Consider the following 20,479-nt stretch of genomic DNA (forward strand, 5'->3'; position numbering starts at 1 on the left):
CGCAGCTGACGCGTTCAGTCGCTCGACGCGGCGGCCGTGCGGGCCGAGGCCTGCCAGGCGACGAGCGCCTTGCGGATGGCGGACAGGACGGCGGGGCGGCGGATCATCTGGGCCAGCCAGACGCCGGGGACCAGCACGAAGATCCAGCCGATCTGGAAGACGGTGACGATCACGAAGGCGACGACGGCGATGGCGGCCCAAAGGCCGATGCGCAGGGTCTTGTCGTCCAGACTGGCGATGTCGGGCAGGTCGGCGTTGCGGCTGCCGAAGCCGGTGCCGGGCGGGATAGGCGGCGGGGTGGAGACCGCCCCGTTCGGACCAAAGGTGAAGGCGCGGTCGCGTTCCGGCGGCGCGGGTTGAGGCTTGTCGGTTTGGGGCCGAGGTGCCGGCTGCGGGGCCGGCCGCATCGGCGTCGCCTGTTGATTAGGGCGCTGGGTGTGACGCGGAGCCGGGGGTGCGCTACGGCGGATCGGACGATCTTCGTCGCTGGAGGGGCGGGGCTCGAACGGGATGGAGCGGCCCTGGGCGTCCAGGGTGAAGACCTGTTCAAAGCCTACGGTGTCGAAGTTGATGGCGCGTGTGTCCTGGCCATAGCTGTCGGCCTGAAGCGCGGCCACGGTGCCGTGGCGCATCAAGACCTGGAAGGCGACGGCGTCCTGTAATCCGTCGATCATGACGTGGACCGTGCCGAAGGGACCGTCGGCCGTGGTGGCGGGGCGCGGGCGGTCCAGCGTCAGGCCGGTATAGGCGCCGAAGGCCATGTTGCGACGCTGGCTGGTTTTGGCCGCCGCAAACTGGGCGGCGAGGTCCGGGATGGTGTGCCGCAGGTCATGCGCCAGGGCGGCCATGACGGCCCGTTCGAGACGCGTCAGGGGAATGTTGACGGTGGCGGCGCGGGGGGTGGCCATCGCTCACTCCGTTTCCGGCAGATAGTCGGCGGGCAGGGGCAGGTCGGGGGTCTCGGCCTGCCAGTAGACGCTGACGATCCACCAGCGCGTGCCGTCGTCGAACAACTGGATGGAATTGATGCCGCGCATGAAGGGTCGGGCGTCGGTCGCGGCGCGCCGGGCCTCATAGGTGGAGAACAGGTGGGCGATGCGGCCGTAGCGGTCAGTGCGGCGCGCGATCTCCTGCTCATGAAAGCCGTCGCGGACCAGGCTGGGCCCGGCGCGATCGACATAGTCCTGAGGCGTCAGGGGGCGCAGGTTGCTTTGACCTTGGGCGTCCGTACCGGTGGGCATCAGCCGGGCGGAGGGATGGAACAGGTGGCGGAACCGGTCCCAGTCGCGGGCCACGCCAGCGTCGCCCGAAATGCTGGCGTAGAGGGCGGCGACAATGGCGTCCATCGAGGCGACATCGGGAGCGTAGGCGGGGTTGGAAGCGGAGGCTGGCGCGGGGGCAGGCGGCGGGGTCTGGGCTGAGGCGCTGGTGGCTGTGATAGCCAAGGCGAAGACGAGGATGGCGATGCGCATGAGAGGTCCCTCGTGTCCTGGCCGCATCAGACTGGCGACATTGCGGTGGAGACGGACGGCTGGTCCTGAGCGGCGAGACGAAGTTTCTGTTCTGTAGCCCACTGACGAATCTGGAACACGAGCAGAACGAGAAGGCAGGCCTGAACTGTGAAGAGCCGCATGGTGGCCGATGAGAACAGTGGGTGTGCATTGGCCCAGAATGCCGGAAACAGGCCTATGCTGGCCGCCAGCAAAATCGCGGCAATCACGAACGCCAGCGAAAGCCAGCCGAATTGTTGATCCTTTAGATATCTGGTTCCGCCAATCGTCTCGACGATTCGGCGCATCAACTCAGGAGGGTGAAGCCCGTTCGCGGGTGGCTGAGACCACGTCTCAAAGCCGTTCTCAGGTGGACGGGTGACCCTGTCGCTGAGATGGCTGACCGTCGGTCGATGATTAGCTGTCTTGGCGATCGTGCCGAGTATCCAGATGAGAAAAATACTTGCCAATAACAGGACTGCATAAGGTCCAAGCAATGGGCTGCCGCCATCCGGAAATGCGATCTCTTCAGTGAGTGTCACCCACAAGTAGCCGAACGGCCAGATCAGCTTCATCACAAGATCGCCGACCAGCGAGTTTTGGATCGCGTCGATGATTTTCCGGGCAAGCGTATCCATGCCCGGACCCTAACCGCAAACCGCGGTTCCTGAAAACCGGAGAGACCATGAAAGAGACCAAGACCGTCTCGGGCACGCCCGAGGCTCGCGCCGTGCTGCACGAAATGATGGCGGCGTTCGAGGCGTTCAAAGGGGCGAACGATGCCCGGCTGGACGAGATCGAGAAGAAGGCGTCGGCCGATGTGCTGCTGGAGGAGAAGGTGGCGCGGATCGATGCGGCAGTGGGCGCGGCCCAGGCGCGGCTGGATCGAGTTGTGAGCGAGGCGCGCAGGCCGGAGCTGGGGATGGCCCCCTCCACCGCTTCGCGGTCCCCCTCCCCCGGTGGGGGAGGATTGGAGGCGAAGGCCGCCTTCGACGGGTATCTGAAGACGGGGCAGGCGTTCGGGCTGGAGCTGAAGGCGGGGTTGTCGTCGGCGTCGAACTCGGCGGGGTATGTGGTGCCGCCGGAGACGGAGCGGGCGATCGAGCGGCGCTTGATGGCGGGCTCGCCGATGCGCGAGATTTCGACGGTGCGTACCGTGGGCTCGGGCGTGTTCAGAAAGCCGGTGTCGACGGCCGGCGTGGTGGCCGGATGGGTGGCCGAGACGGCGGGCCGGCCCGAGACGGACCCGGCGACGCTGGCCCTGCTGGAGTTCCCGTCGGCCGATCTGTACGCCAGTCCGGCGGCGACTCAGTCCCTGCTGGACGACGCCATGATCGACCTGGACGAATGGCTGGCCGCAGAGGTCGAGGATGCGTTCGCGGCGCAGGAAACCCAGGCCTTCGTCAACGGTGACGGGATCAACAAGCCCAAGGGCTTCCTGAGCTATACGACCGTGGCCGATGCGAGCCAGACCTGGGGCCAGATCGGCTATGTGGCTTCCGGCGCGGCGGGTGCCTTTACGGCGACGACGGCGTCGAGCAATCCGACCGACAAGCTGATTGACCTGATCTATGCGCCCAAGGCCCAGTATCGGCCGAACGGGCGGTTCGTGATGAACCGGCGCACGGTCTCGACGGTGCGCAAGTTCAAGGATGTGGACGGCAACTACATCTGGACGCCGCCGTCGCGGGTCGGGGAAACGGCGTCGCTGCTGGGCTATGCGGTGACCGAGATCGAGACGATGCCGGATATCGCGGCGAACAGTCTGTCGATCGCGTTCGGCGACTTCCAGCGGGGGTATCTGATCGTGGATCGGGCGGGGGTGCGGGTGTTGCGCGATCCCTATTCGGCCAAGCCCTATGTGCTGTTCTACACGACCAAGCGGGTCGGCGGCGGGGTGCAGAACTTCGACGCGATCAAGGTGCTGAAGTTCAGCGCGACGTAGGTGAACCAAACCCTCTCCCGAGGGGAGAGGGAGATCGCGCACGGCGGCGATAGCCGTCGTGTTGGCGCGGTCGGGTGAGGGCGACCGGTGGTGGCCGTTTGCAAACCGTAACCCCTCACCCTTTCGCACAAGAACGACCGCAAGCGGTCGTGTGCTCAAGCCCTCTCCCGCTGGGAGAGGGAGCGCTGACACCCCCAGACACCGGAGATTCCCCATGACAGCACCCGTCAGCCTGACGGAGGCGAAGCTGTTCCTGCGCGTCGAGCACGAGGCGGAGGACGGGCTGATCGGCACATTGATCGAGGCGGCGCGGGCGCGGGTGGAGGGGGAGGTGGGGCTGAGCCTGACCTCGACCAGCCCGGCGCCGTTGCGGCTGGCGATCCTGATGCTGGCGCTGCGCGCCTATGAGCGGGGCGAGGTGGAGATAGCGGTCGCGCCGGTCGAAGCCTGGATCGCACCGTATCGGGTGGTGCGGATATGAAGATTTTGGCCGGACTGTTCGAGGCTGTGGAATCCCGCACGCCGTATGGCGGGGTGGCGGTCAGCTATGAGCCGGTGAGGTCGGCGTGGCTGAAGCTGGGGGCAAGGCGGCGGCGCGAGAAGAGCGAGCCGGGCGGGGTGCGCGTGGTCGAGGTGGTCACGGCAGAGACGCGGTCGGACCCGCGGCTGATCGCCGGGCGGGTGCTGAGGTTCGGCGGAGCCGACTGGCGCATCCAGGCGACCGAGACGGTGGGTGGCCGGGCGATCCTGATGCTGGAGCGCAGCCGATGAGCGCACATGAGCTGGCGCTGCAAAAGGCGCTGATCGCGCATCTGTCGGAGGATGTCGCGGTGCGGGCGCTGCTGGGGGATCCGGCGAGGATCTGGGATGCGGTGCCGCATGAAGCGGAGTTGCCGCATCTGCTGATCGGACGGTGCGAGAGCCGGCCGGTGGGGGCGGATGGCGGGGGCGTGGAGCATCGGCTGACGCTGACGGTCGTGTCGCGCTTTCGCGGGACCGAGGAGGCCAAGGCGGTACTGGCGGCGGTGCGGTTCAGGCTGACGGATGCGCGGGTCGAGGCGGACGGGGTGCGGGCGGTCAGCCTGGGCGTCGTGTTCGCGGATGTGTTTCCGGCGGCGGATGGGGCGAGGACCTATGCGGTGCTGCGGGTGCGGGCCGTGACGGAGGAGGTGGAACCATGAGCGCACAACGCGGCAAGGACATATTGCTGAAGATCGAGGGGGCACCGGGGGTGTTCACCACGGTGGCGGGGTTGAGGGCGAGAACCATCAGTCTGAATGCGCGCACGGTGGATGCTACCGATGGCGACAGCGCCGGGCGGTGGCGCGAGCTGCTGGGCGGGGCCGGGGTCAAGTCGGCGGCGGTGGCGGGGCAGGGGATATTCCGCGATGCGGCCTCCGACGCCCTGATCCGCGAGGCCTTCTTTGCGCAGGAGGCGAAGCGATGGCGGCTGATCGTGCCGGATTTCGGCCAGCTGGAGGGGCCGTTCCTGGTCTCGGCGCTGGAGTATGCGGGCGAGCACGAGGGTGAGGCGACGTTCGCGATCAGCCTGGCCAGCGCGGGCGAGATCGGGTTCTCCAGCCTGTGAGCGCGGTAAACGGCGTGCGCGGCGAGGTGTCGGTGGTGCTGGCGGGCGAGGTGCGCCGACTGTGCCTGACGCTGGGGGCGCTGGCGGAGATCGAGACGGGTTTGCAGGTGAGTGGGCTGGCGGCGCTGGCCGAGCGGATGCGGGCGCTGTCGGCGGGGGATCTGCTGGTGGTGCTGGCGGCGCTGTTGCGCGGCGGGGGTGAGCGGAATCTGGCCGAGGGGCTAGCCGATGCGGCGGTCGATCCGCGCGAGGCGGCGGAGGCCGTGGCGCGGGCGTTTGCGGCGGTGGCATGAGTGCGATGGCTGGCAGCCCCCTCCCCCATCCTTCGGATGGTCCCCCTCCCCCGAGGGGGGAGGATCAGACGCCGTGGCCGGAGATGATGCGGATGGCGGCGGGGTTTGGCGTGGGGCCGCAAGCGTTCTGGCGGCTGTCGCTGAAGGAGTGGCGCATGCTGACGGCGCGGCCGGAGGCGGTGTCGCCGATGGGGCGTGGGGTATTGGAACAGATGGCGGAGCGGTGGCCGGATGAGTGACGTGTTCGAACCCGATGGCCTGGACGCGGTGCCGCGCAAGGCGGCGGAGGCGCAGGCGGCGCTGGAGGCGCTGAGGGAGCCGGCGGAGCGGGCGGCGGCCTCCATCGAGGACGCGTTCGGGCGGGCGGGGGATAGTCTGACGCGGTCGCTGGCGCGGGCTGCGGCGGACGGGGAGATCACCCTGGCCGAGCTGGCCAGGTCTGTACTGGCGGCGGTGAATGCGGCAGCGGGTGGTGGGCGCGGCGGCGGACTGGGCGAGGCCATCGCCCAGGCGGTCGGGGCGGTGTTCGGTGGCGCTCGCGCCGATGGCGGCACAGTCCTGGGCGGCGGGGCCTATCTGGTCGGGGAGCGGGGCCCGGAGGTATTTCGACCTGCGGGTGCGGGGACGATCGAGCCAGCAAGGGGTGGTGGCGTGACCGTCAATGTGCAGGTCGATGGCGGAGCGCAGGGGCTGTTGAGGTCCGAGGCGCAGATCGCCCAGATGCTGGCCAGGGCCGTCGCGCTGGGGGCGCGACGGCTTTGACGTTGGCGCTTTCGGCTCCCGCGCGTCGGGAGCCGGCCTGAGCGCATTCTTGGTGCGCTATCGCGAGCCGCGCGGCGGCTCGCCGTATGAGCGTGGGTCAGGCGAAGGTGTTGGCGGTGTCGTCGACCGGGTTCTTGGGATTGGGGCCGTATTTGTTGCGGCCGGGCTTGCTGTCGACGATGCCGATCCAGAGCAGCCAGCCCAGGTTGATCACGAAGAACAGTAGCACGATGCCGCCCATGGAGCCGAACATTGCCATCATGGCTGCGGGGTCTTCATTCTCAAGCGCCTGAGCGTTCATGGCAAAGTTGCCGAACATCGTGATGAAGAAGACGACCAGCAGGGCGATATTGGCGACAAAGGGAGCGACGACCCACCAGCCGGAGCGGCCCATGTCGTGCAGGCGTTTCACCTGCACCGCAATCTGCGGATAGATCAGGGCGATGCCGATGATGCTGCCGATGATCGGGATGAGGCCCAGCACGAAACCGGCGACGAACAGGATGCCCCAGCTGATCCAGAAGTGGGAGCGGCGCAGGCGGCCCTCGAACTGGAACATGGCCCAGGCGAAGTCGTAGGCCCCGGTGCCGGTCCGCGGCTGGGCGTAACCCAGACCACCGGCGGCTGCCGCTGAAGGCTGGCTGGACAGGGCGATGATGTCGGTGGCGACGCCGTCGGTGCCGACGAAGTCGACCTTGTCCCCGATGCGCAGGGCGGCACGGGTGCTGGAAGCGGCAAAGGTGTAGCGACCACCGTCTTCGTCGGTGATCAGGCCATCGCCCGAGAAACTGTCAACGCTGATGACTTCGCCGCGCATGAGTGTGGTCCTTCTTGTAAAAAGTCAGCCGAAGATTTCGGCGGTTTCGCGGCTGTGGCCGCCGGGGACAGGCCCGTGGACGTTCCGGTAATTCTGGGACGGCAACAGGGTGATGATGAAGGTGATCAGGCCGCCGATGTAGGGAATGACGCCCAAGAGGACGAGCCAGCCGGTCAGGCCGACATCGTGGAAGCGGCGGATCATGACGCAGACGTTGGGCAGGAAGAGACCCAACCAGACGATACCGGTCAGGATGATGAACAGGCCCCCGAAGGCGATCATATCGTCATTGTAGGTGTTGTCACCGATGCCCAGCAGGACAGTGGCGGGGACCAGAGGGATCAGCAGGAAGATCCAGTAGAACAGGGTGAACCACCAGTATTCCGAACGACGCGCCCGGCCATTTCCATCGACATAGAGGCGCAGACATTTGGTGAAATAGCCCCACGGACTGAGATCGGCCCGCCCCTGGCGGTCCGCGCGCGATGAAGTGTAGGCCAAGGACGACGGCGTCGATTGCAGCACGACCACGTCCGTTGCGATGCCGTCGCGGGGCAGGAAGTCGACCGACTGGCCCGCGAACAGCGGGGTGGGGCGAAGCAGGTCACGGAAAGACAGGCGATAGCGCTGGCCGTCTTCGCCGCTGATCAGGCCTTCGCCCGAGGCCTCGTCAAACTGAAGAATCTCGCCCCGCACAGATGCCCCCCGGCCGACCTTACGGTCTGTCGCGACAGCTTTGGCGGAAACGCGGGCAGGCGACAACCACAGACGGATACTTCCATGAGTTTTCATGACGTAAGGCTGCCGGCGCGTCTGGCCTTCGGGTCGACGGGCGGGGTGGAGCGGCGCACCGAGGTCGTGACATTGGCGTCGGGCCATGAGCGGCGTTCGACGCCGTGGGCGCAGGGGCGCAGGCGGTATCTGATCGGGGCGAACCTGAGATCACTGGACGACATGGCGGCGCTGACAGGGTTCTTCGAGGCGCGGCGGGGGCGATTGTACGGTTTCCGGTTCCGGGACTTTGCGGACTTCAAGTCGTGCGCGCCGGGGGCGGTAGTTGAGGCCGGAGATCAGGCGCTTGGGACTGGGGACGGGGTGCGGACACGGTTCGATCTGATCAAACGCTACGGCGAGGGCGAGGGCGCGCTGGAGCGGCGGGTGCGCAAGCCGGTGGCGGGGACGGTGCGGGTGGCGGTGGCGGGTGTGGAGCTGGATGCCGGCGAGTTCACGGTCGACGCGGCGACGGGCGAGGTGACGCTGGCGGTTGCGCCGGCGGTCGGGGCGGCTGTGACGGCGGGGTTCGAGTTCGACGTGCCGGTGCGGTTTGATGCGGACCGGATCGAGGTCACGCTGGAGAGTTTCGAGGCCGGGCGGATGGCGGCGGTGCCGCTGATTGAAGTGCGGGTTTGAGGGCAAGCCCATGAGACACATACCGAGTGAATTGGCCGACCGCATCGAGAGCGGGGCGGCGGGGCTGTGTCACGCCTGGGTGCTGACGCGGGCCAATGGCGTCAGGCTGGGGTTCACGGATCATGACCGCGATCTGGAGGTTGATGGGGTGATGTGCCGGGCGGACAGCGGCTGGACCGCCGGGGCGGCAGAGAGCGCGGTTGGGCTGGGGGCGGGCGCGGCCTCGGTGGCGGGCGGGCTGGACGATGACGCGATCAGCGACGCGGACGTGGAGGCGGGACTGTTCGACCGGGCGGCTGTGGAGCTGTGGCGCGTGGACTGGGCCCGGCCGGATCTGAGGGTACGGCTGTGGGTCGGGACGCTGGCGTCGATCCGCCGCGAAGGGGGAGGGTTTGTGGCCGAGTTGGCCGGGCCGACAGCGGCGCTGGAGCGGGTGGTGGGACGAACCTATGGGCGCGAGTGCGATGCAGTGCTGGGCGACGGGCGATGCCGGGTCGATGTATCGGCCTTTCCGGGCCGGGGTTGCGACAAGCGGTTCGCGACCTGCGTGGGCGTGTTCGGCAATGGGGTGAACTTTCAGGGCTTTCCGGATGTGCCGGGCGACGATTTCCTGACGGCGGTGCCGGTGGAGGGCGGGCGCAACGATGGGGGGAGCCGGCGGTGAGGGGCCAAGAGATCGTGGAGGCTGCGCGCGCCTGGCTGGGGACGCCGTATCGGCACCAGGCGAGCGTGAAGGAGATCGGGGCGGATTGTCTGGGGTTGGTGCGGGGGGTCTGGCGCGAGGTGATGGGCCGCGAGCCGGCAGCGGTGCCGGCGTACCGGGCGGACTGGGCCGAGGTCGGGGGCGAGGAGACGCTGCTGGAGGCGGCGCGGCGGTGGCTGGTGGAGATACCGGTTGCGCGGGCCAGGCCGGGGGATGTGCTGCTGTTCCGGATGGCCCCGGGGTGTGCGGTGAAGCACTGCGGGATTCTGAGTGCGGTGGATGGGGCGGAGCCGCGGTTCATCCACGCCTATTGGGGACGGGCGGTGGTCGAGAGCTGGCTGGGGCGCTGGTGGCGAGAGCGGCTGGCGGCGGCGTTCACCTGGCCGGAGGCGGCCTATGACAATCACGGAGCGGGCTGAATGGCGCAGGTGATCCTGACCAGCGTGGGGCAGTCGGTCGGGGGACCAATCGGGGCCTTCATCGGCTCGACCCTGGGGCGGGCCATCGACCAGCGAGCGATCGCCAGCCTGGAGCCGGCGCGGCAGAAGGGGCCGAGGCTCGAAACCCTGAGGGTGCAGGGAACGGCGGAGGGCGCGCCGATGGCCTGCGTCTTCGGGCGGGCACGGGTGACCGGTCAGGTAATCTGGGCCGCGCGGTTCCAGGAGGGGCGCACGACGCGCTCGGCGGGCAAGGGCGGACCGCGGACGGTCGAATACGACTATGCGCTGAGCTTTGCGGTGGCGCTGTGCGAGGGTGAGATCGACGGGGTCGGGCGCGTCTGGGCCGACGGCCAGCCGATGGATATGTCGGGCGTGACGATGCGGGTCCATCGGGGCGAGGCGGAGCAGATGCCGGACCCGCTGATCGAGGCGGTGGAGGGAGACGCCCCCGCATATCGCGGCTGTGCCTATGTGGTGTTCGAGGATCTGGCGCTGGGGCCGTTCGGCAATCGGGTGCCGCAGCTGAGTTTCGAGGTGTTTCGGCGCGCACGGGGGCCGGAACCCCGGCTGGAGGACCGGCTGGAGGGGGTGTGCCTGATCCCGGGTGCGGGAGAGTTCGTGCTGGCGACCGATGTGGTGATGCGGCGCGACGGCCTGACGCGGTCGACGCCGGAGAACCTGCACAATGGCGAGGGGCGGGCGGACCTGCTGGTATCGATCGACCAGCTGATGGCGCAGGTGCCGAACCTGAAGCGGGTCAGCCTGGTGGTGGGGTGGTTCGGGACGGATGTGCGCGCCAGCCACTGTGTCGTGAAGCCGGGGGTGGAGCAGCGGGACAAGACGACGGTGCCGACGGGATGGTCGGTGGCGGGGCTGGATCGCGGGAGCGCGCATTTGATCAGCCGTGCACCCGGTTCCAGCAGTCCTGCTTACGGCGGGACGCCGTCGGACGAGAGCGTGCGGCAGGCGGTGGTGGCGCTGAAGGCGCGCGGGCTGGAGGTGACGCTGTACCCCTTCGTCTTCATGGACTGCGAAGGTTATCCGTGGCGCGGGCGGGTGAGCGGGCGTGACGGAGCGAATGCGGCGGCGGATGTGGCAGCGGTGTTCGGGACGGCGGGCGGCTGGGGCCTGCGTCAGATGGCACTGCACTATGCGGGGCTGGTGGCAGAGACGGGGGCCGACGGGCTGCTGATCGGGTCGGAGATGCGAGGGCTGACCTGGACACGGGATGCGGGCGGCGGCTTTCCGGCGGTGGCGCAGTTCAGGACGCTGGCGGCGGAGTGCCGGTCGATCGTGGGCCCGGATGTGGCGATCAGCTATGCGGCGGATTGGTCGGAGTATTTCGGGCGGCAGACGGGTGGGGAGGTGCGGTTTCATCTTGATCCGCTGTGGGCCGATGTCAGCATCGATTACGTCGGCATCGACTGGTATCCGCCGCTGGGCGACTGGCGCGAAGACGACGGCGGGGTGGACGCGGCGACCTGGGGAGGTCCAGACGACGCCGACTATCTGGCCGCGCAGGTGGCGGGCGGAGAGGGGTTCGACTGGTACTATGCCTCGGACACGGATCGGGCGGCACAGGTGCGGACGCCGATTGCCGACACGGCGCATGGAGAGGATTGGGTCTTTCGGCCCAAGGACCTGAAGGGCTGGTGGTCGAACGCGCATCATGATCGGCCCGGCGGCGTACGCAGTCCGACGCCGACGGCCTGGGTGCCGGGGATGAAACCCATCCGCCTGACGGAGTTCGGCTGTGCGGCGGTGGATCGCGGGGCGAATGCGCCGAACCTGTTTCAGGACCCCAAGAGTTCGGAGACGGCCCTGCCGCCGGGATCGAACGGGGCGCGGGACGACCGGATGCAGCGCCGGGCGCTGGAGGCGGTGCTGGCGCATTATGCGGACCCTGAGAATAATTCGGCGGCGAGCCTTTATTCGGGGCGGATGCTGGAGGGGGCGGATGCCTGGTGCTGGGATGCGCGGCCTTATCCGGCGTTTCCGGGGCGGTCGGATGTCTGGGTCGACGCAGGAGCGTGGCGGACGGGGCACTGGCTGAACGGACGGCTGTCGGGGGAGACGCGGGACCTGATCGCGGCGATCCTGAAGCGGGGTGGGCTGAGCGAAGATGCGTTCGACATCGCGCCAGTGGCGTGCGAGGTGCAGGGCTATGTGATCGATCGGCCGATGCGGACACGCGATGCGCTGGAACCGTTGCTGGCCGGGCTGGGGCTGGTCGCGGCGGAGCGGGGCGGGAAGGTCGCGGTGTTGGGTGAAGGCGCGGTCGATCTGACGCTGGCGGAAGAGGCGATGGCTTTGCCGGATGAAGGGGTCAGTGTGCGGGCGGATCGGCGGCTGGAGGCACGACCGGGAGTGGCGCGGGTGCGGTTCATCGACGGCAATGCGGACTATCAGACCGGGGCGGTGGTTGTGCGCTCCGGCGGTGAGGCCGGCGGTGTCGATCTGGATCTACCGGCGGTATGCAGTGGGGCAACGGCACGTGCGGCGGCGGAGCGGGTGCTGGCCAGCGCGGAGGGGCGATCGCTGACGGTCGCGCTGGGGCCACTGCAAATGCTGACGTTGGAGCCGGGTGACCGGGTCGAGGTCGAGGGGCTGGCCGGGGTCTGGCGCGTCGTGCGCCTGGATCAGGACGAGACACCTTCGGTGGTGCTGGAGCCTGTCGTCGATGTAGCGGCGGGCGAGGACGATGCAACGCCGATGCCGGGCGAGCCGGGTTCGGTGGTCGGGGCACCGTTTCTGAGGGTGCTGGAGCTACCGCCTTTGCCGGGTGCAGAGGATGACGGACGGGCGCTGGCCGTGGTGGCGGCAGACCCCTGGCAACCGATGCAGGTGTTTGCGGGTATGAGCGCAGACGCGCTGACGCCGCGGGGCGAGGTGCGGTCGTCGGCGACGGTAGGCGTGCTGGTCGAGGCCCTGGCACCAGGGCAGCCGTGGCGCTGGGACACGGTTAATGACGTGGTCGTGCGTCTGGAGGGGCGAGACCCGGAGAGCCGGTCCGCTGGCGCGGTCCTGGCCGGAAGCAACGCCGTGGCAGTCGAAACGGAGGCGGGCTGGGAGATCGTGCAGCATCGCGCGGCGACGCCGGTGGGAGATGGCGTCTGGAGGCTGACGGGGCTGTTGCGGGGGCAGCAGGGGACCGAGGGCCCGATGCAGGCCGGCGCGCTGGTGGGTTCCGTCTGTGTGGTGCTGGACGACGCTCTGGCGCGGATCGCCTTGCCGCGGGGAGAGCGGGGCCTGCCGATCATCTGGCGGGCCGGGCCGCTGGGAGGACCGGCGGGGGGCGCGGGTGTCAGCGAGGTGACGCAGACGCTGACCGGCCTGCATGAGCGGCCGTGGCGGCCGGTGCATCTGGCGGCGCTGCCGGATGCTGGAGGACGGCAGGTCCGCTGGCAAACGCGCTCGCGGATCGATGGTGATCGCTGGGACGGCGAGGCGGCGGGGCCCGATCCGCTGCGGTTTCGGGTGCGAGTGCTGCAGGCTGAAACTGTGAGGCGCGAGGTCGTCGTGAAGGGCGAGGGCTGGACCTATGCGGCAAGCGATCTGGCCACGGACTTTCCGGGCGGGGTCGGTGCGGATGCCACGCTGACTGTGTCTCAATGGGGCGAAGGTTATGGCTGGGGCGACGAGGCGCGTACGCCGTTGCGCTAGATTCGGTGCCCGTCCCTTTGCGCTGCAACAGGAATGGCCTAACTGACAGGGGACGGTCGATCTGATGGAGCAGTGAGCGCGTGGCGGGTGATCCCTACAAGGAACTGGGTGTTTCCCGGACGGCGAGCGCCGATGAGATCAAGAAGGCGTTCCGCAAGCTGGCCAAGGAACTGCATCCGGACAAGAACCCCGGCAACAAGGCGGCGGACGAGCGGTTCAAGCGTATCACGGCAGCCTTTGACCTGGTCGGAGACGCCGAGAAGCGCGCTAAGTACGACCGGGGCGAGATCGATGCCGACGGCCGCGAGCAGTTCCGGGGCGGTGGGTTCGGCGGCGCGGGCGGCCGCGGGGGCGGCAATCCCTTCGGCCAGGGCGGCGGGGCGCAGGCCGGGTTCGAGAATATCGATCTGGACGAGATCTTTGGCGGCATGTTTGGCGGGGGGGCCGGTCGCGGGCGCGGCGGGGCCGGCAGCGGCTATGCGCCCCGGGGCCAGGATGTGCGAGCCACGCTGGAAATCAGTCTGGAGGACGCGATCAGCGGCAATACCCGGCGCATCCAGTTCTCGGATGGACGCACGCTGGATGTGGCCATCCCCAAGGGCGCGTCGGATGGACAGACGATCCGGCTAAAGGGCCAGGGTGCGCCGGGTCGAGGCGGCGTCGCGGGCGATGCCCTGATCGAGCTGAAGATCGCCAAGCATCCCGTGTTCACACGCGAGGGCGCGGACCTGACCATGGACCTGCCTGTGACGCTGTATGACGCAGTGCTGGGCGGCAAAATTCCGGTGCGGACGCCAGAGGGGACGGTCAGCATGACCATTCCCAAGGGGTCCAACTCAGGCAAGGTGTTGCGGCTGAAGGGGCGGGGGGCGTTTGCAGACGGCCGGCGCGGCGATCTGCTGGCCCGGCTGATGATCATGCTGCCCGAGACTGAGGATCCGGCCCTGACCAATCTGGCGCAGGGGATGCGGGACAAGGGTCCGTACAAGCCGTGGCGCGATTGATGTCCGGCAAGCCGAATGTGAAACCGGAAAGGCCGTGGTTTTCCGCAGGGCCGACGGCCAAACGGCCGGGCTGGTCCAGCCAGGCATTGAACCATGATCTGCTGGGACGGGGCATCCGCGCGCCGGAGGTTGTGGCGCGGTTCGCGCATGGACTGACGCTGACGCGCGAGTTGTTGCAGGTGCCGGACGACTGGGTGCTGGTCTATCTGCCGGGATCGGACACGGGCGCGGTCGAGGCGGCGCTGTGGTCCATGCTGGGCGAGCGCCCGGTGCAGGTTCTGGCGTTCGAGAACTTCGGTCAGGTCTGGGCGACCGATATCCGCGATCACCTGAAGCTGGAGCCCGAGGTGATCGAGGCTCCATGGGGGCAGTGGCCGGATGTGTCGGGGATCGATCCGGCCAAGGATCTGGTCTTTCCGTGGAACGGGACGACGGCAGGGGTGAAGGCCCCGAATTCGGACTGGATCGCGGACGACCGCGAGGGTCTGGTGATCTGTGACGCGACGTCGGCGGCGTTCGCGATGGCTCTGCCCTGGAGCAAGCTGGATGTGGTGACCTTCAGTTTTCAGAAGGCGCTGGGCGGTGAGGCCGGGCTGGGGGTGGCGGCGATGTCCCCCAGAGCGGTGGAGCGTCTGGATCGCTATGCGCCACCGCGGGCCGTACCCAAGGTGCTGAGGTTGCGGGACAGCAAAGGCTTCGACCGGACGCTGGCGTCGGGGTCGATGATCAACACCTTCTCGGTCTGGACACTGGAAGACTGGATCGATGCGGTGGAATGGGGGCTGTCGATTGGCGGGCTGAAGACGCTGATCGCGCGGACCGAGGCGAATGCGGCGGCGCTGGATGCGTGGGTACACAAGACGGCCTGGGTCGACTATCTGGCGGAAAATCCTGCGACGCGATCGACGACGTCGGTATGTCTGAAGATCGTGGACGAGCGCGTCGTGGCGATGGAAGCGTCGGAGCGGCATGCGCTGGTGCTGCGGATCAAGGCGCTGCTGGAGGCCGAAGGCGCTGCCTTCGATGTTGAGAGCCATCGCAACGCGCCTGCGGGCCTTCGCATCTGGTGCGGGTGCACGGTCGAGACGGCGGATGTCGAGGCCCTGACGCCGTGGCTGGACTGGGCGTTCGAGGCGGCGCTGGCGGAATAATCCGCGCACGGGACGACATCCCTCGATTCCCCCGCTATAGGCTGCGCCCGCGTTCCGGGTTGTCGGTCGGCGGAGAACTCTCTTGGCAAATGTCGCAGTGGTCGGGGCCCAGTGGGGCGACGAGGGCAAGGGCAAGATCGTGGACTGGCTGTCCAACCGAGCCGATATGGTCGTGCGGTTCCAGGGCGGTCACAATGCGGGCCATACGCTGGTCGTGGACGGCAAGGTCTATAAGCTGGCCCTGCTGCCCAGCGGCGTGGTGCAGGGAAAGCCGTCGATCATCGGCAATGGCGTGGTGGTCGACCCTTGGCACCTGGTCGGCGAGATCGACAAGATCACGGCCCAGGGCGTGGCGATCACGCCGGATATCCTGACGATTGCCGACAATGCCTGCCTGATCCTGCCGATTCATCCGGCGCTGGACGTCGCGCGCGAGGCGGCGGCGAGCGCGCCGGGAGCCAAGATCGGCACAACGGGACGGGGCATCGGCCCGGCCTATGAGGACAAGGTCGGACGCCGGGCCATCCGCGTGTGCGACCTGGCCAATGAAGACGACCTGAAGGTCAAGATCGAGCGGTTGCGGTCGCATCACGATCCGCTGCGGGCGGGCCTGGGGCTGGAGCCGATCGATCCGGAGGCGCTGTTGAGCCAGCTGCTGGAGATCGCGCCAAAGATCCTGCCGTTCGTGAAGCCGGCCTGGCGGGTTCTGGATCAGGCCAAGCGCGACGGCCAGCGGGTGCTGTTCGAAGGGGCGCAGGGCGCGTTCCTGGACGTGGACCACGGCACCTATCCCTATGTCACCTCATCGAACACGGTGGCGGGGCAGGCGGCGGCCGGATCGGGTATAGGGCCTCGCGGGGTCGGCTATGTGCTGGGGATCGTGAAGGCCTATACGACGCGCGTCGGCGAGGGGCCGTTCGCCTGCGAGCTGAACGATGCGGTGGGCGAGCATCTGGCCACCGTCGGGCGCGAAGTCGGGGTCAACACCGGGCGGGCGCGGCGGTGCGGCTGGTTTGATGCGGTGCTGGTGCGCCAGTCGGTGGCGATCAACGGCATCGACGGGATCGCACTCACTAAGCTTGATGTGCTGGACGGGCTGGAGACGCTGAAGATCTGCGTCGGTTACCGGATCGATGGCGAGGTGCTGGACTATCTGCCGAGCAGTCTGAGGGCGCAGGCAGCGGCCGAGCCTGTTTTCGAAGAACTGGAAGGCTGGAGCGACACGACGGCGGGGGCGCGGAGTTTCAAGGATCTTAACGCCAATGCGATCAAATATGTGCGTCGCATCGAGGAACTGATCGGGGCGCCGGTCGCCCTGCTGTCGACCAGCCCGGAGCGGGACGACACCATCATGATGCGCGATCCGTTCCAAGGGTGATCTTCAACGGGTCTTAACCGGCGGAGGCTAGGCTTTCAGCCCGCGTGGGAGACTCTGTTCGTGTTCGCTGTCGATCGTCGATTTCTGGCCAAGCTGGAACCCGTCATCAAACGGGTGCTGATCGTCGATCCCAACGGTCATGCGGCCCGCATGCTGATGGACATCATGAAGGGCCTGGGCGCACGAGAAGTCGTGGTTGAGGCCGAAAATGGTTCCGCCATGCGCATGGCCGAGGCCCTGGAGCCGGGCCTGATCTTCACCGAGCGCAGCGGCGATGGGCTGAACGGCGAGGCGCTGACCAAGGCTATTCGCCGCTCGCACATGGCGTGCCGGCAGTCGCCGATTATCATGATCACGGGCGAGGCGACGGCGCAGACGATCATCGGGGCCCGCGATGCCGGTGTGCACGAGTTCCTGCGCAAGCCGTTTGCCAGCGCCGATCTGTACAAGCGGATCGAAAATGTCGCGGTCAAGCCGCGTGGTTGGGTCGAAGGCATCGCCTATGTCGGGCCGGATCGCAGGCGCTTTAACTCTGGCGAATACAAGGGGCCGGGCAAGCGCAAGAGCGATGCGGCAGCGCGAGGACCTGCGGCCTTGGCCGAGGCCAAGGATCAGGCGATGCGTATTCTGGCCGCAGCTCTGAACCAGTTCGACAGCGACCCGATGCAGGCCACGCGCGCGGTGAAACAGCAGGCTGCAACGTTGAAAGAGGTGGCCATGAAGACGGCTGACCAACCGCTGCAGCTGGCCGTCGGCGCGCTGGAAGTCAGTCTGGCGTCAGGTCCGCCGACCAAGGCGACGCTGGCGGCCCCGATCGGTGGGCTGCTGGCCCTGGTCCATCTGGAGCCCAGCAGAAAGGCTGGCTTACGGATCAGCCGGCCTTTTTGTCTTGTAAGCTTCTGATCGGCTCAGGCGTCGACCAGATTGCGGTCTTCGGCCGCGGCGCGCATGGCCTTCTGCAGCTTTTCGAACGCGCGGACCTCGATCTGACGCACGCGTTCGCGCGACACGCCATATTGACCTGCCAGTTCTTCCAGAGTGACCGGATCGTCCTTGAGGCGACGCTCCGTGAGGATGTGTTTCTCGCGGTCCGTCAGCTCTTGCATGGCTTCCTCAAGCAGGCCCATGCGCAAGGACTTCTCCTCGCTCTCGGCCAGCGCGGTCTCTTGCGAAACCTGGGTGTCGTCGGCCAGCCAGTCCTGCCACTCGCTTTCGCCGTCCGAGCGGATCGGCGCGTTAAGTGAGGAGTCGCCGCCGAGGCGACGGTTCATGTCGGTGACGTCCTGCTCAGACACGCCCAGCTTGGTGGCAATGGCCGACAGGTGTTCGGGATGCAGGTCGCCTTCCTCGAAGGCCGAGATCTGGCTCTTGGCCTTGCGCAGGTTGAAGAACAGCTTCTTCTGCGCCGCCGTGGTGCCCATCTTCACGAGCGACCAGCTGCGCAGGATGTATTCCTGGATCGAGGCGCGGATCCACCACATGGCGTAGGTGGCCAGGCGGAAACCCTTATCGGGATCGAACTTCTTGACGGCCTGCATCAGGCCGACGTTGCCCTCGGAGATCACCTCGCCGATCGGCAGGCCGTAGCCGCGATACCCCATGGCAATCTTGGCCACAAGGCGCAGGTGCGAGGTGACCAGTCGGTGCGCGGCCTCGGGGTCCTGATGCTCTTCCCAGCGCTTGGCCAGCATGAACTCTTCGTCCTTGGCCAGCATCGGAAACTTGCGGATTTCGGTGAGGTAACGCGACAGCCCCTGTTCGGGCGACATTACCGTTAGTGATCTGGCGACAGCCATATGGTCCCTCCGACCGTAAAACGAGCGGGCTCTACGGAGACGGCCACCCAATGTGCACCATCGCCTCACCCCTCAACCGATGAAGTAGTGTCGGGTTTCCGCATTTGTCAGTGGCGGATCGTCACACAAAAGCGTGACCGTTGCCCCGATGCCACGGCATCGAACGAGGTGCTGTATAGCAGGATGTCCGTCCTTTATCAAGACGGACTATGGGTCAGAGTGCAGAGAGCTGCGCTTCCAGCGCCAGCATGTCGGCGGGAGGGGCAGTTTCGAAGCGCAGGGCTTCGCCGGTAACCGGATGCACAAAGCCCAGAACGGCGGCGTGCAGGGCCTGGCGGGTCAGGCCGGAAGCGGCGATGGCGGCGCGTACCGGTGTGGCGGGACTGCCGGAGCCATAGGTGGCGTCGCCGAGGATGGGGCAGCCCTTGGAGGCCATGTGGACGCGGATTTGATGAGTGCGACCGGTATGCAGCGCGCAGGCCACGCGGGCGGCCAAGAACGGCCCGGTCTGACGTAGGCCTTTTCCGCGCAAAACGAGTTGCTCTCCGAAGATTTTTTCAACGGCGTAGTCTGTGATGGCTTCGCGGCCGCCTGACTTTAGAACAGCCATTTTTTTCCGGTCACCATGAGAGCGACCAATCAGGGTTTGAATCCTTCCCTCGCGCGGCATCGGCATGCCGCGGGTCAGGGCGATGTAGGTCCGCTCGATATCGTGGGTGGCGAACAGGGCAGAGAGGCCGACGTGGGCGCGATCGGTCTTGGCGGCGACCATGACGCCGGAGGTGTCCTTGTCCAGCCGGTGGACGATGCCGGGGCGGGCCACGCCGCCAATGCCCGACAGGCTGTCGCCGCAATGGGCCAGCAGGGCATTGACCAGAGTGCCGTCCGGGGTGCCAGGGGCCGGATGGGCCGCCATGCCCGCGGGCTTGTCGATCACGATCAGGTCGGCGTCCTCGAACAGGACGGTCAGCGATATCGCCTGCGGCAGGGGCGTGGCTGAGACGATCGGAGGAGGCGTGACGGCATAGAGACCGGGCAGGGCCTTGGCCGAGCCATTGGACACGACCTGGCCGTCACAAGTGACCGCCCCCTCCGCCAACAGCGTCTGGAGCCGGGCGCGTGACAGGGTGGGGAAGGTGACGGCTAATGCCTTGTCGAGACGCACGCCCTTCAGATCGATCCGGGCCTCCAGAACGGGTTGCGCAGCGGCATCCGGTTCGGCGTCATCCAGAACATCATCGGCCATTAGAGGTTCTTCGGACACGCAGGACTCCATCGCCCGCAGGCGTTCAAACGGTCTAGCATGACGCGACCTGACGGAGCCAATGACGCTCTTGGAGACCGCCAGGCTGTGCGGCATGATTGCAGTCTCGGGGGTCTCGAAGATGACGATGGTAATCAGGACTATGGTTCTCAGCGCGATGGCTGGTGCGGCCGCGCTGGCTCTGAGCAGTTGCGCTACAATGAGCGAGGACCAGTGCCTGGCCGGAGCGTGGGGCGAGCGAGGCTACAAGGACGGACTGGAGGGGTTGGCGCAAACGCGGCTGGCCGATCATGCCGAGGCCTGTGCGAAGTATGGCGTGGTGCCGGAAACCGAGGTCTATATGTCGGCGCGCGAGGATGGCCTGCGCAGTTACTGCACGCCCAGTGGCGGCTTTCAGGCGGGACGACAGGGCCGCAGCTATGCCGGAGTCTGCCCGGCTTATGCCGAGGAAGAGTTCATTCCGGCGTTCGAGGACGGGCGGCGGGTCTATGCCGTGGAGCAGGCGGTGTCGTCGGCGGAGAGCGACCTGAGCTCGGCCATTTCACGCATCGATGACCGCGAGGACAAGCTGGAGGCGAAACGCCGGGAACTGGACGAAGAAGGTCTGACCGACGAGCAGCGCCAGCGCATCCGCGACCGGATCGAGGAAGTGCGCGGCGAGATCAGGGATGCAAGACGACGGGCGCGAGAGGCCGAGGATGCCTTGCGTTATGCCCGCGTCGAGGCAGACCGGCTGCGTTTTTCGATCGGAAGCCGATACGGCGGCTGGTAGGCC

24 protein-coding genes are annotated in these 20,479 nt (G+C 67.5%); 17 read left to right on the forward strand and 7 right to left on the reverse strand.

Annotated elements, in window-relative coordinates:
• Window positions 1-14: 14 nt before the first annotated feature.
• The 3 genes from ACE3TH_RS04045 to ACE3TH_RS04055 are packed head-to-tail and all read right to left on the reverse strand — an operon-like array spanning window position 15 to window position 2,128.
• Window positions 15-908, reverse strand: a complete 894-nt coding sequence (locus ACE3TH_RS04045) for a hypothetical protein (RefSeq protein WP_374597587.1) — start codon at window positions 906-908, stop codon at window positions 15-17.
• Window positions 909-911: 3 nt separating this feature from the next.
• Window positions 912-1,472 (reverse strand): hypothetical protein, encoded by a 561-nt coding sequence (locus ACE3TH_RS04050; protein WP_374597589.1) that lies wholly within the window; start codon window positions 1,470-1,472, stop codon window positions 912-914.
• Between the two features lie 26 nt (window positions 1,473-1,498).
• The gene (locus tag ACE3TH_RS04055; protein WP_374597591.1) at window positions 1,499-2,128 is read right to left on the reverse strand and encodes a hypothetical protein; all 630 of its coding nucleotides are present in this window, start codon (window positions 2,126-2,128) and stop codon (window positions 1,499-1,501) included.
• Window positions 2,129-2,175: 47 nt separating this feature from the next.
• On the opposite strand from ACE3TH_RS04055, the gene ACE3TH_RS04060 reads away from it, so the two are divergent.
• From ACE3TH_RS04060 to ACE3TH_RS04095, 8 genes are all read left to right on the forward strand, one after another.
• Entirely contained in the window at window positions 2,176-3,435 is a 1,260-nt protein-coding gene (locus ACE3TH_RS04060; RefSeq protein ID WP_374597593.1) for a phage major capsid protein, read from the forward strand.
• 214 nt (window positions 3,436-3,649) lie between these two features.
• Window positions 3,650-3,916: a head-tail connector protein gene (locus ACE3TH_RS04065; RefSeq protein WP_374597595.1), complete on the forward strand. Its 267-nt coding sequence runs from the start codon at window positions 3,650-3,652 to the stop codon at window positions 3,914-3,916.
• Entirely contained in the window at window positions 3,913-4,206 is a 294-nt protein-coding gene (locus tag ACE3TH_RS04070) for a phage head-tail adapter protein (RefSeq protein ID WP_374597597.1), read from the forward strand. Before ACE3TH_RS04065 ends, ACE3TH_RS04070 begins: the two co-directional genes overlap by 4 nt.
• A complete protein-coding gene (locus tag ACE3TH_RS04075; RefSeq protein WP_374597599.1) occupies window positions 4,203-4,616 on the forward strand; it encodes a DUF3168 domain-containing protein in 414 nt (137 codons plus the stop codon). Before ACE3TH_RS04070 ends, ACE3TH_RS04075 begins: the two co-directional genes overlap by 4 nt.
• A complete protein-coding gene (locus tag ACE3TH_RS04080) occupies window positions 4,613-5,023 on the forward strand; it encodes a phage major tail protein, TP901-1 family (protein WP_374597601.1) in 411 nt (136 codons plus the stop codon). The genes ACE3TH_RS04075 and ACE3TH_RS04080 overlap by 4 nt, the downstream gene beginning before the upstream one ends.
• Window positions 5,020-5,316 carry a GTA-gp10 family protein gene (locus tag ACE3TH_RS04085; protein ID WP_374597603.1) on the forward strand — a complete coding sequence of 99 codons (297 nt, stop codon included), beginning with the start codon at window positions 5,020-5,022 and terminating at the stop codon, window positions 5,314-5,316. The genes ACE3TH_RS04080 and ACE3TH_RS04085 overlap by 4 nt, the downstream gene beginning before the upstream one ends.
• Before the next feature lie 92 nt (window positions 5,317-5,408).
• On the forward strand, window positions 5,409-5,555 hold the full coding sequence (locus ACE3TH_RS04090) for a phage tail assembly chaperone (protein ID WP_374597605.1): 147 nt from the start codon (window positions 5,409-5,411) through the stop codon (window positions 5,553-5,555).
• Window positions 5,548-6,078 carry a phage tail tape measure protein gene (locus ACE3TH_RS04095; RefSeq protein WP_374597607.1) on the forward strand — a complete coding sequence of 177 codons (531 nt, stop codon included), beginning with the start codon at window positions 5,548-5,550 and terminating at the stop codon, window positions 6,076-6,078. The genes ACE3TH_RS04090 and ACE3TH_RS04095 overlap by 8 nt, the downstream gene beginning before the upstream one ends.
• 97 nt (window positions 6,079-6,175) lie before the next feature.
• Here ACE3TH_RS04095 and ACE3TH_RS04100 read toward each other — a convergent pair whose 3' ends face one another.
• Together ACE3TH_RS04100 and ACE3TH_RS04105 are read right to left on the reverse strand one after the other, a co-directional pair.
• Entirely contained in the window at window positions 6,176-6,895 is a 720-nt protein-coding gene (locus tag ACE3TH_RS04100) for a DUF805 domain-containing protein (protein ID WP_374597609.1), read from the reverse strand.
• A gap of 24 nt (window positions 6,896-6,919) precedes the next feature.
• On the reverse strand, window positions 6,920-7,687 hold the full coding sequence (locus tag ACE3TH_RS04105; RefSeq protein ID WP_374597611.1) for a DUF805 domain-containing protein: 768 nt from the start codon (window positions 7,685-7,687) through the stop codon (window positions 6,920-6,922).
• On the opposite strand from ACE3TH_RS04105, the gene ACE3TH_RS04110 reads away from it, so the two are divergent.
• The 8 genes from ACE3TH_RS04110 (at window position 7,676) to ACE3TH_RS04145 (ending at window position 17,547) form a co-directional block, all read left to right on the forward strand.
• On the forward strand, window positions 7,676-8,305 hold the full coding sequence (locus ACE3TH_RS04110; protein WP_374597612.1) for a TIGR02217 family protein: 630 nt from the start codon (window positions 7,676-7,678) through the stop codon (window positions 8,303-8,305). The genes ACE3TH_RS04105 and ACE3TH_RS04110 overlap by 12 nt on opposite strands.
• A gap of 10 nt (window positions 8,306-8,315) precedes the next feature.
• The gene (locus ACE3TH_RS04115; RefSeq protein ID WP_374597614.1) at window positions 8,316-8,969 is read left to right on the forward strand and encodes a DUF2163 domain-containing protein; all 654 of its coding nucleotides are present in this window, start codon (window positions 8,316-8,318) and stop codon (window positions 8,967-8,969) included.
• Window positions 8,966-9,427 (forward strand): NlpC/P60 family protein, encoded by a 462-nt coding sequence (locus ACE3TH_RS04120; protein ID WP_374597616.1) that lies wholly within the window; start codon window positions 8,966-8,968, stop codon window positions 9,425-9,427. The genes ACE3TH_RS04115 and ACE3TH_RS04120 overlap by 4 nt, the downstream gene beginning before the upstream one ends.
• Window positions 9,428-13,111: a glycoside hydrolase/phage tail family protein gene (locus ACE3TH_RS04125; RefSeq protein WP_374597618.1), complete on the forward strand. Its 3,684-nt coding sequence runs from the start codon at window positions 9,428-9,430 to the stop codon at window positions 13,109-13,111.
• 80 nt (window positions 13,112-13,191) lie between these two features.
• Window positions 13,192-14,115, forward strand: coding sequence for a DnaJ C-terminal domain-containing protein (locus tag ACE3TH_RS04130; protein ID WP_374597620.1), 924 nt, complete (start codon window positions 13,192-13,194; stop codon window positions 14,113-14,115).
• Window positions 14,115-15,266: a phosphoserine transaminase gene (locus tag ACE3TH_RS04135; RefSeq protein ID WP_374597622.1), complete on the forward strand. Its 1,152-nt coding sequence runs from the start codon at window positions 14,115-14,117 to the stop codon at window positions 15,264-15,266. The genes ACE3TH_RS04130 and ACE3TH_RS04135 overlap by 1 nt, the downstream gene beginning before the upstream one ends.
• 82 nt (window positions 15,267-15,348) lie before the next feature.
• A complete protein-coding gene (locus tag ACE3TH_RS04140; RefSeq protein ID WP_296168872.1) occupies window positions 15,349-16,644 on the forward strand; it encodes an adenylosuccinate synthase in 1,296 nt (431 codons plus the stop codon).
• Window positions 16,645-16,704: 60 nt separating this feature from the next.
• Window positions 16,705-17,547, forward strand: a complete 843-nt coding sequence (locus tag ACE3TH_RS04145; protein WP_374597624.1) for a response regulator — start codon at window positions 16,705-16,707, stop codon at window positions 17,545-17,547.
• 5 nt (window positions 17,548-17,552) lie between these two features.
• Here ACE3TH_RS04145 and rpoH read toward each other — a convergent pair whose 3' ends face one another.
• Window positions 17,553-18,440 (reverse strand): RNA polymerase sigma factor RpoH, encoded by an 888-nt coding sequence (gene rpoH, locus ACE3TH_RS04150; protein WP_374597626.1) that lies wholly within the window; start codon window positions 18,438-18,440, stop codon window positions 17,553-17,555.
• Window positions 18,441-18,654: 214 nt separating this feature from the next.
• Window positions 18,655-19,686 (reverse strand): RluA family pseudouridine synthase, encoded by a 1,032-nt coding sequence (locus ACE3TH_RS04155; protein ID WP_374597945.1) that lies wholly within the window; start codon window positions 19,684-19,686, stop codon window positions 18,655-18,657.
• 217 nt (window positions 19,687-19,903) lie between these two features.
• On the opposite strand from ACE3TH_RS04155, the gene ACE3TH_RS04160 reads away from it, so the two are divergent.
• On the forward strand, window positions 19,904-20,476 hold the full coding sequence (locus tag ACE3TH_RS04160; RefSeq protein ID WP_374597628.1) for a DUF2799 domain-containing protein: 573 nt from the start codon (window positions 19,904-19,906) through the stop codon (window positions 20,474-20,476).
• Window positions 20,477-20,479: the final 3 nt, after the last annotated feature.

The organism is Brevundimonas sp. (assembly GCF_041919755.1).
Classification (GTDB): Bacteria; Pseudomonadota; Alphaproteobacteria; order Caulobacterales; family Caulobacteraceae; genus Brevundimonas.

Bases quoted from the DNA above. Each gene is read 5' to 3' on its own strand.
- ACE3TH_RS04075 (WP_374597599.1), top strand. From the start codon at position 4,203: ATGAGCGCACATGAGCTGGCGCTGCAAAAGGCGCTGATCGCGCATCTG.
- ACE3TH_RS04160 (WP_374597628.1), top strand. From the start codon at position 19,904: ATGAGCGAGGACCAGTGCCTGGCCGGAGCGTGGGGCGAGCGAGGCTAC.
- ACE3TH_RS04065 (WP_374597595.1), top strand. From the start codon at position 3,650: ATGACAGCACCCGTCAGCCTGACGGAGGCGAAGCTGTTCCTGCGCGTC.
- rpoH (WP_374597626.1), bottom strand. From the start codon at position 18,440: ATGGCTGTCGCCAGATCACTAACGGTAATGTCGCCCGAACAGGGGCTG.
- ACE3TH_RS04080 (WP_374597601.1), top strand. From the start codon at position 4,613: ATGAGCGCACAACGCGGCAAGGACATATTGCTGAAGATCGAGGGGGCA.
- ACE3TH_RS04125 (WP_374597618.1), top strand. From the start codon at position 9,428: ATGGCGCAGGTGATCCTGACCAGCGTGGGGCAGTCGGTCGGGGGACCA.
- ACE3TH_RS04135 (WP_374597622.1), top strand. From the start codon at position 14,115: ATGTCCGGCAAGCCGAATGTGAAACCGGAAAGGCCGTGGTTTTCCGCA.
- ACE3TH_RS04105 (WP_374597611.1), bottom strand. From the start codon at position 7,687: ATGAAAACTCATGGAAGTATCCGTCTGTGGTTGTCGCCTGCCCGCGTT.
- ACE3TH_RS04060 (WP_374597593.1), top strand. From the start codon at position 2,176: ATGAAAGAGACCAAGACCGTCTCGGGCACGCCCGAGGCTCGCGCCGTG.
- ACE3TH_RS04055 (WP_374597591.1), bottom strand. From the start codon at position 2,128: ATGGATACGCTTGCCCGGAAAATCATCGACGCGATCCAAAACTCGCTG.
- ACE3TH_RS04155 (WP_374597945.1), bottom strand. From the start codon at position 19,686: ATGGCCGATGATGTTCTGGATGACGCCGAACCGGATGCCGCTGCGCAA.
- ACE3TH_RS04100 (WP_374597609.1), bottom strand. From the start codon at position 6,895: ATGCGCGGCGAAGTCATCAGCGTTGACAGTTTCTCGGGCGATGGCCTG.
- ACE3TH_RS04090 (WP_374597605.1), top strand. From the start codon at position 5,409: ATGGCGGCGGGGTTTGGCGTGGGGCCGCAAGCGTTCTGGCGGCTGTCG.
- ACE3TH_RS04045 (WP_374597587.1), bottom strand. From the start codon at position 908: ATGGCCACCCCCCGCGCCGCCACCGTCAACATTCCCCTGACGCGTCTC.
- ACE3TH_RS04070 (WP_374597597.1), top strand. From the start codon at position 3,913: ATGAAGATTTTGGCCGGACTGTTCGAGGCTGTGGAATCCCGCACGCCG.
- ACE3TH_RS04115 (WP_374597614.1), top strand. From the start codon at position 8,316: ATGAGACACATACCGAGTGAATTGGCCGACCGCATCGAGAGCGGGGCG.
- ACE3TH_RS04050 (WP_374597589.1), bottom strand. From the start codon at position 1,472: ATGCGCATCGCCATCCTCGTCTTCGCCTTGGCTATCACAGCCACCAGC.
- ACE3TH_RS04095 (WP_374597607.1), top strand. From the start codon at position 5,548: ATGAGTGACGTGTTCGAACCCGATGGCCTGGACGCGGTGCCGCGCAAG.
- ACE3TH_RS04110 (WP_374597612.1), top strand. From the start codon at position 7,676: ATGAGTTTTCATGACGTAAGGCTGCCGGCGCGTCTGGCCTTCGGGTCG.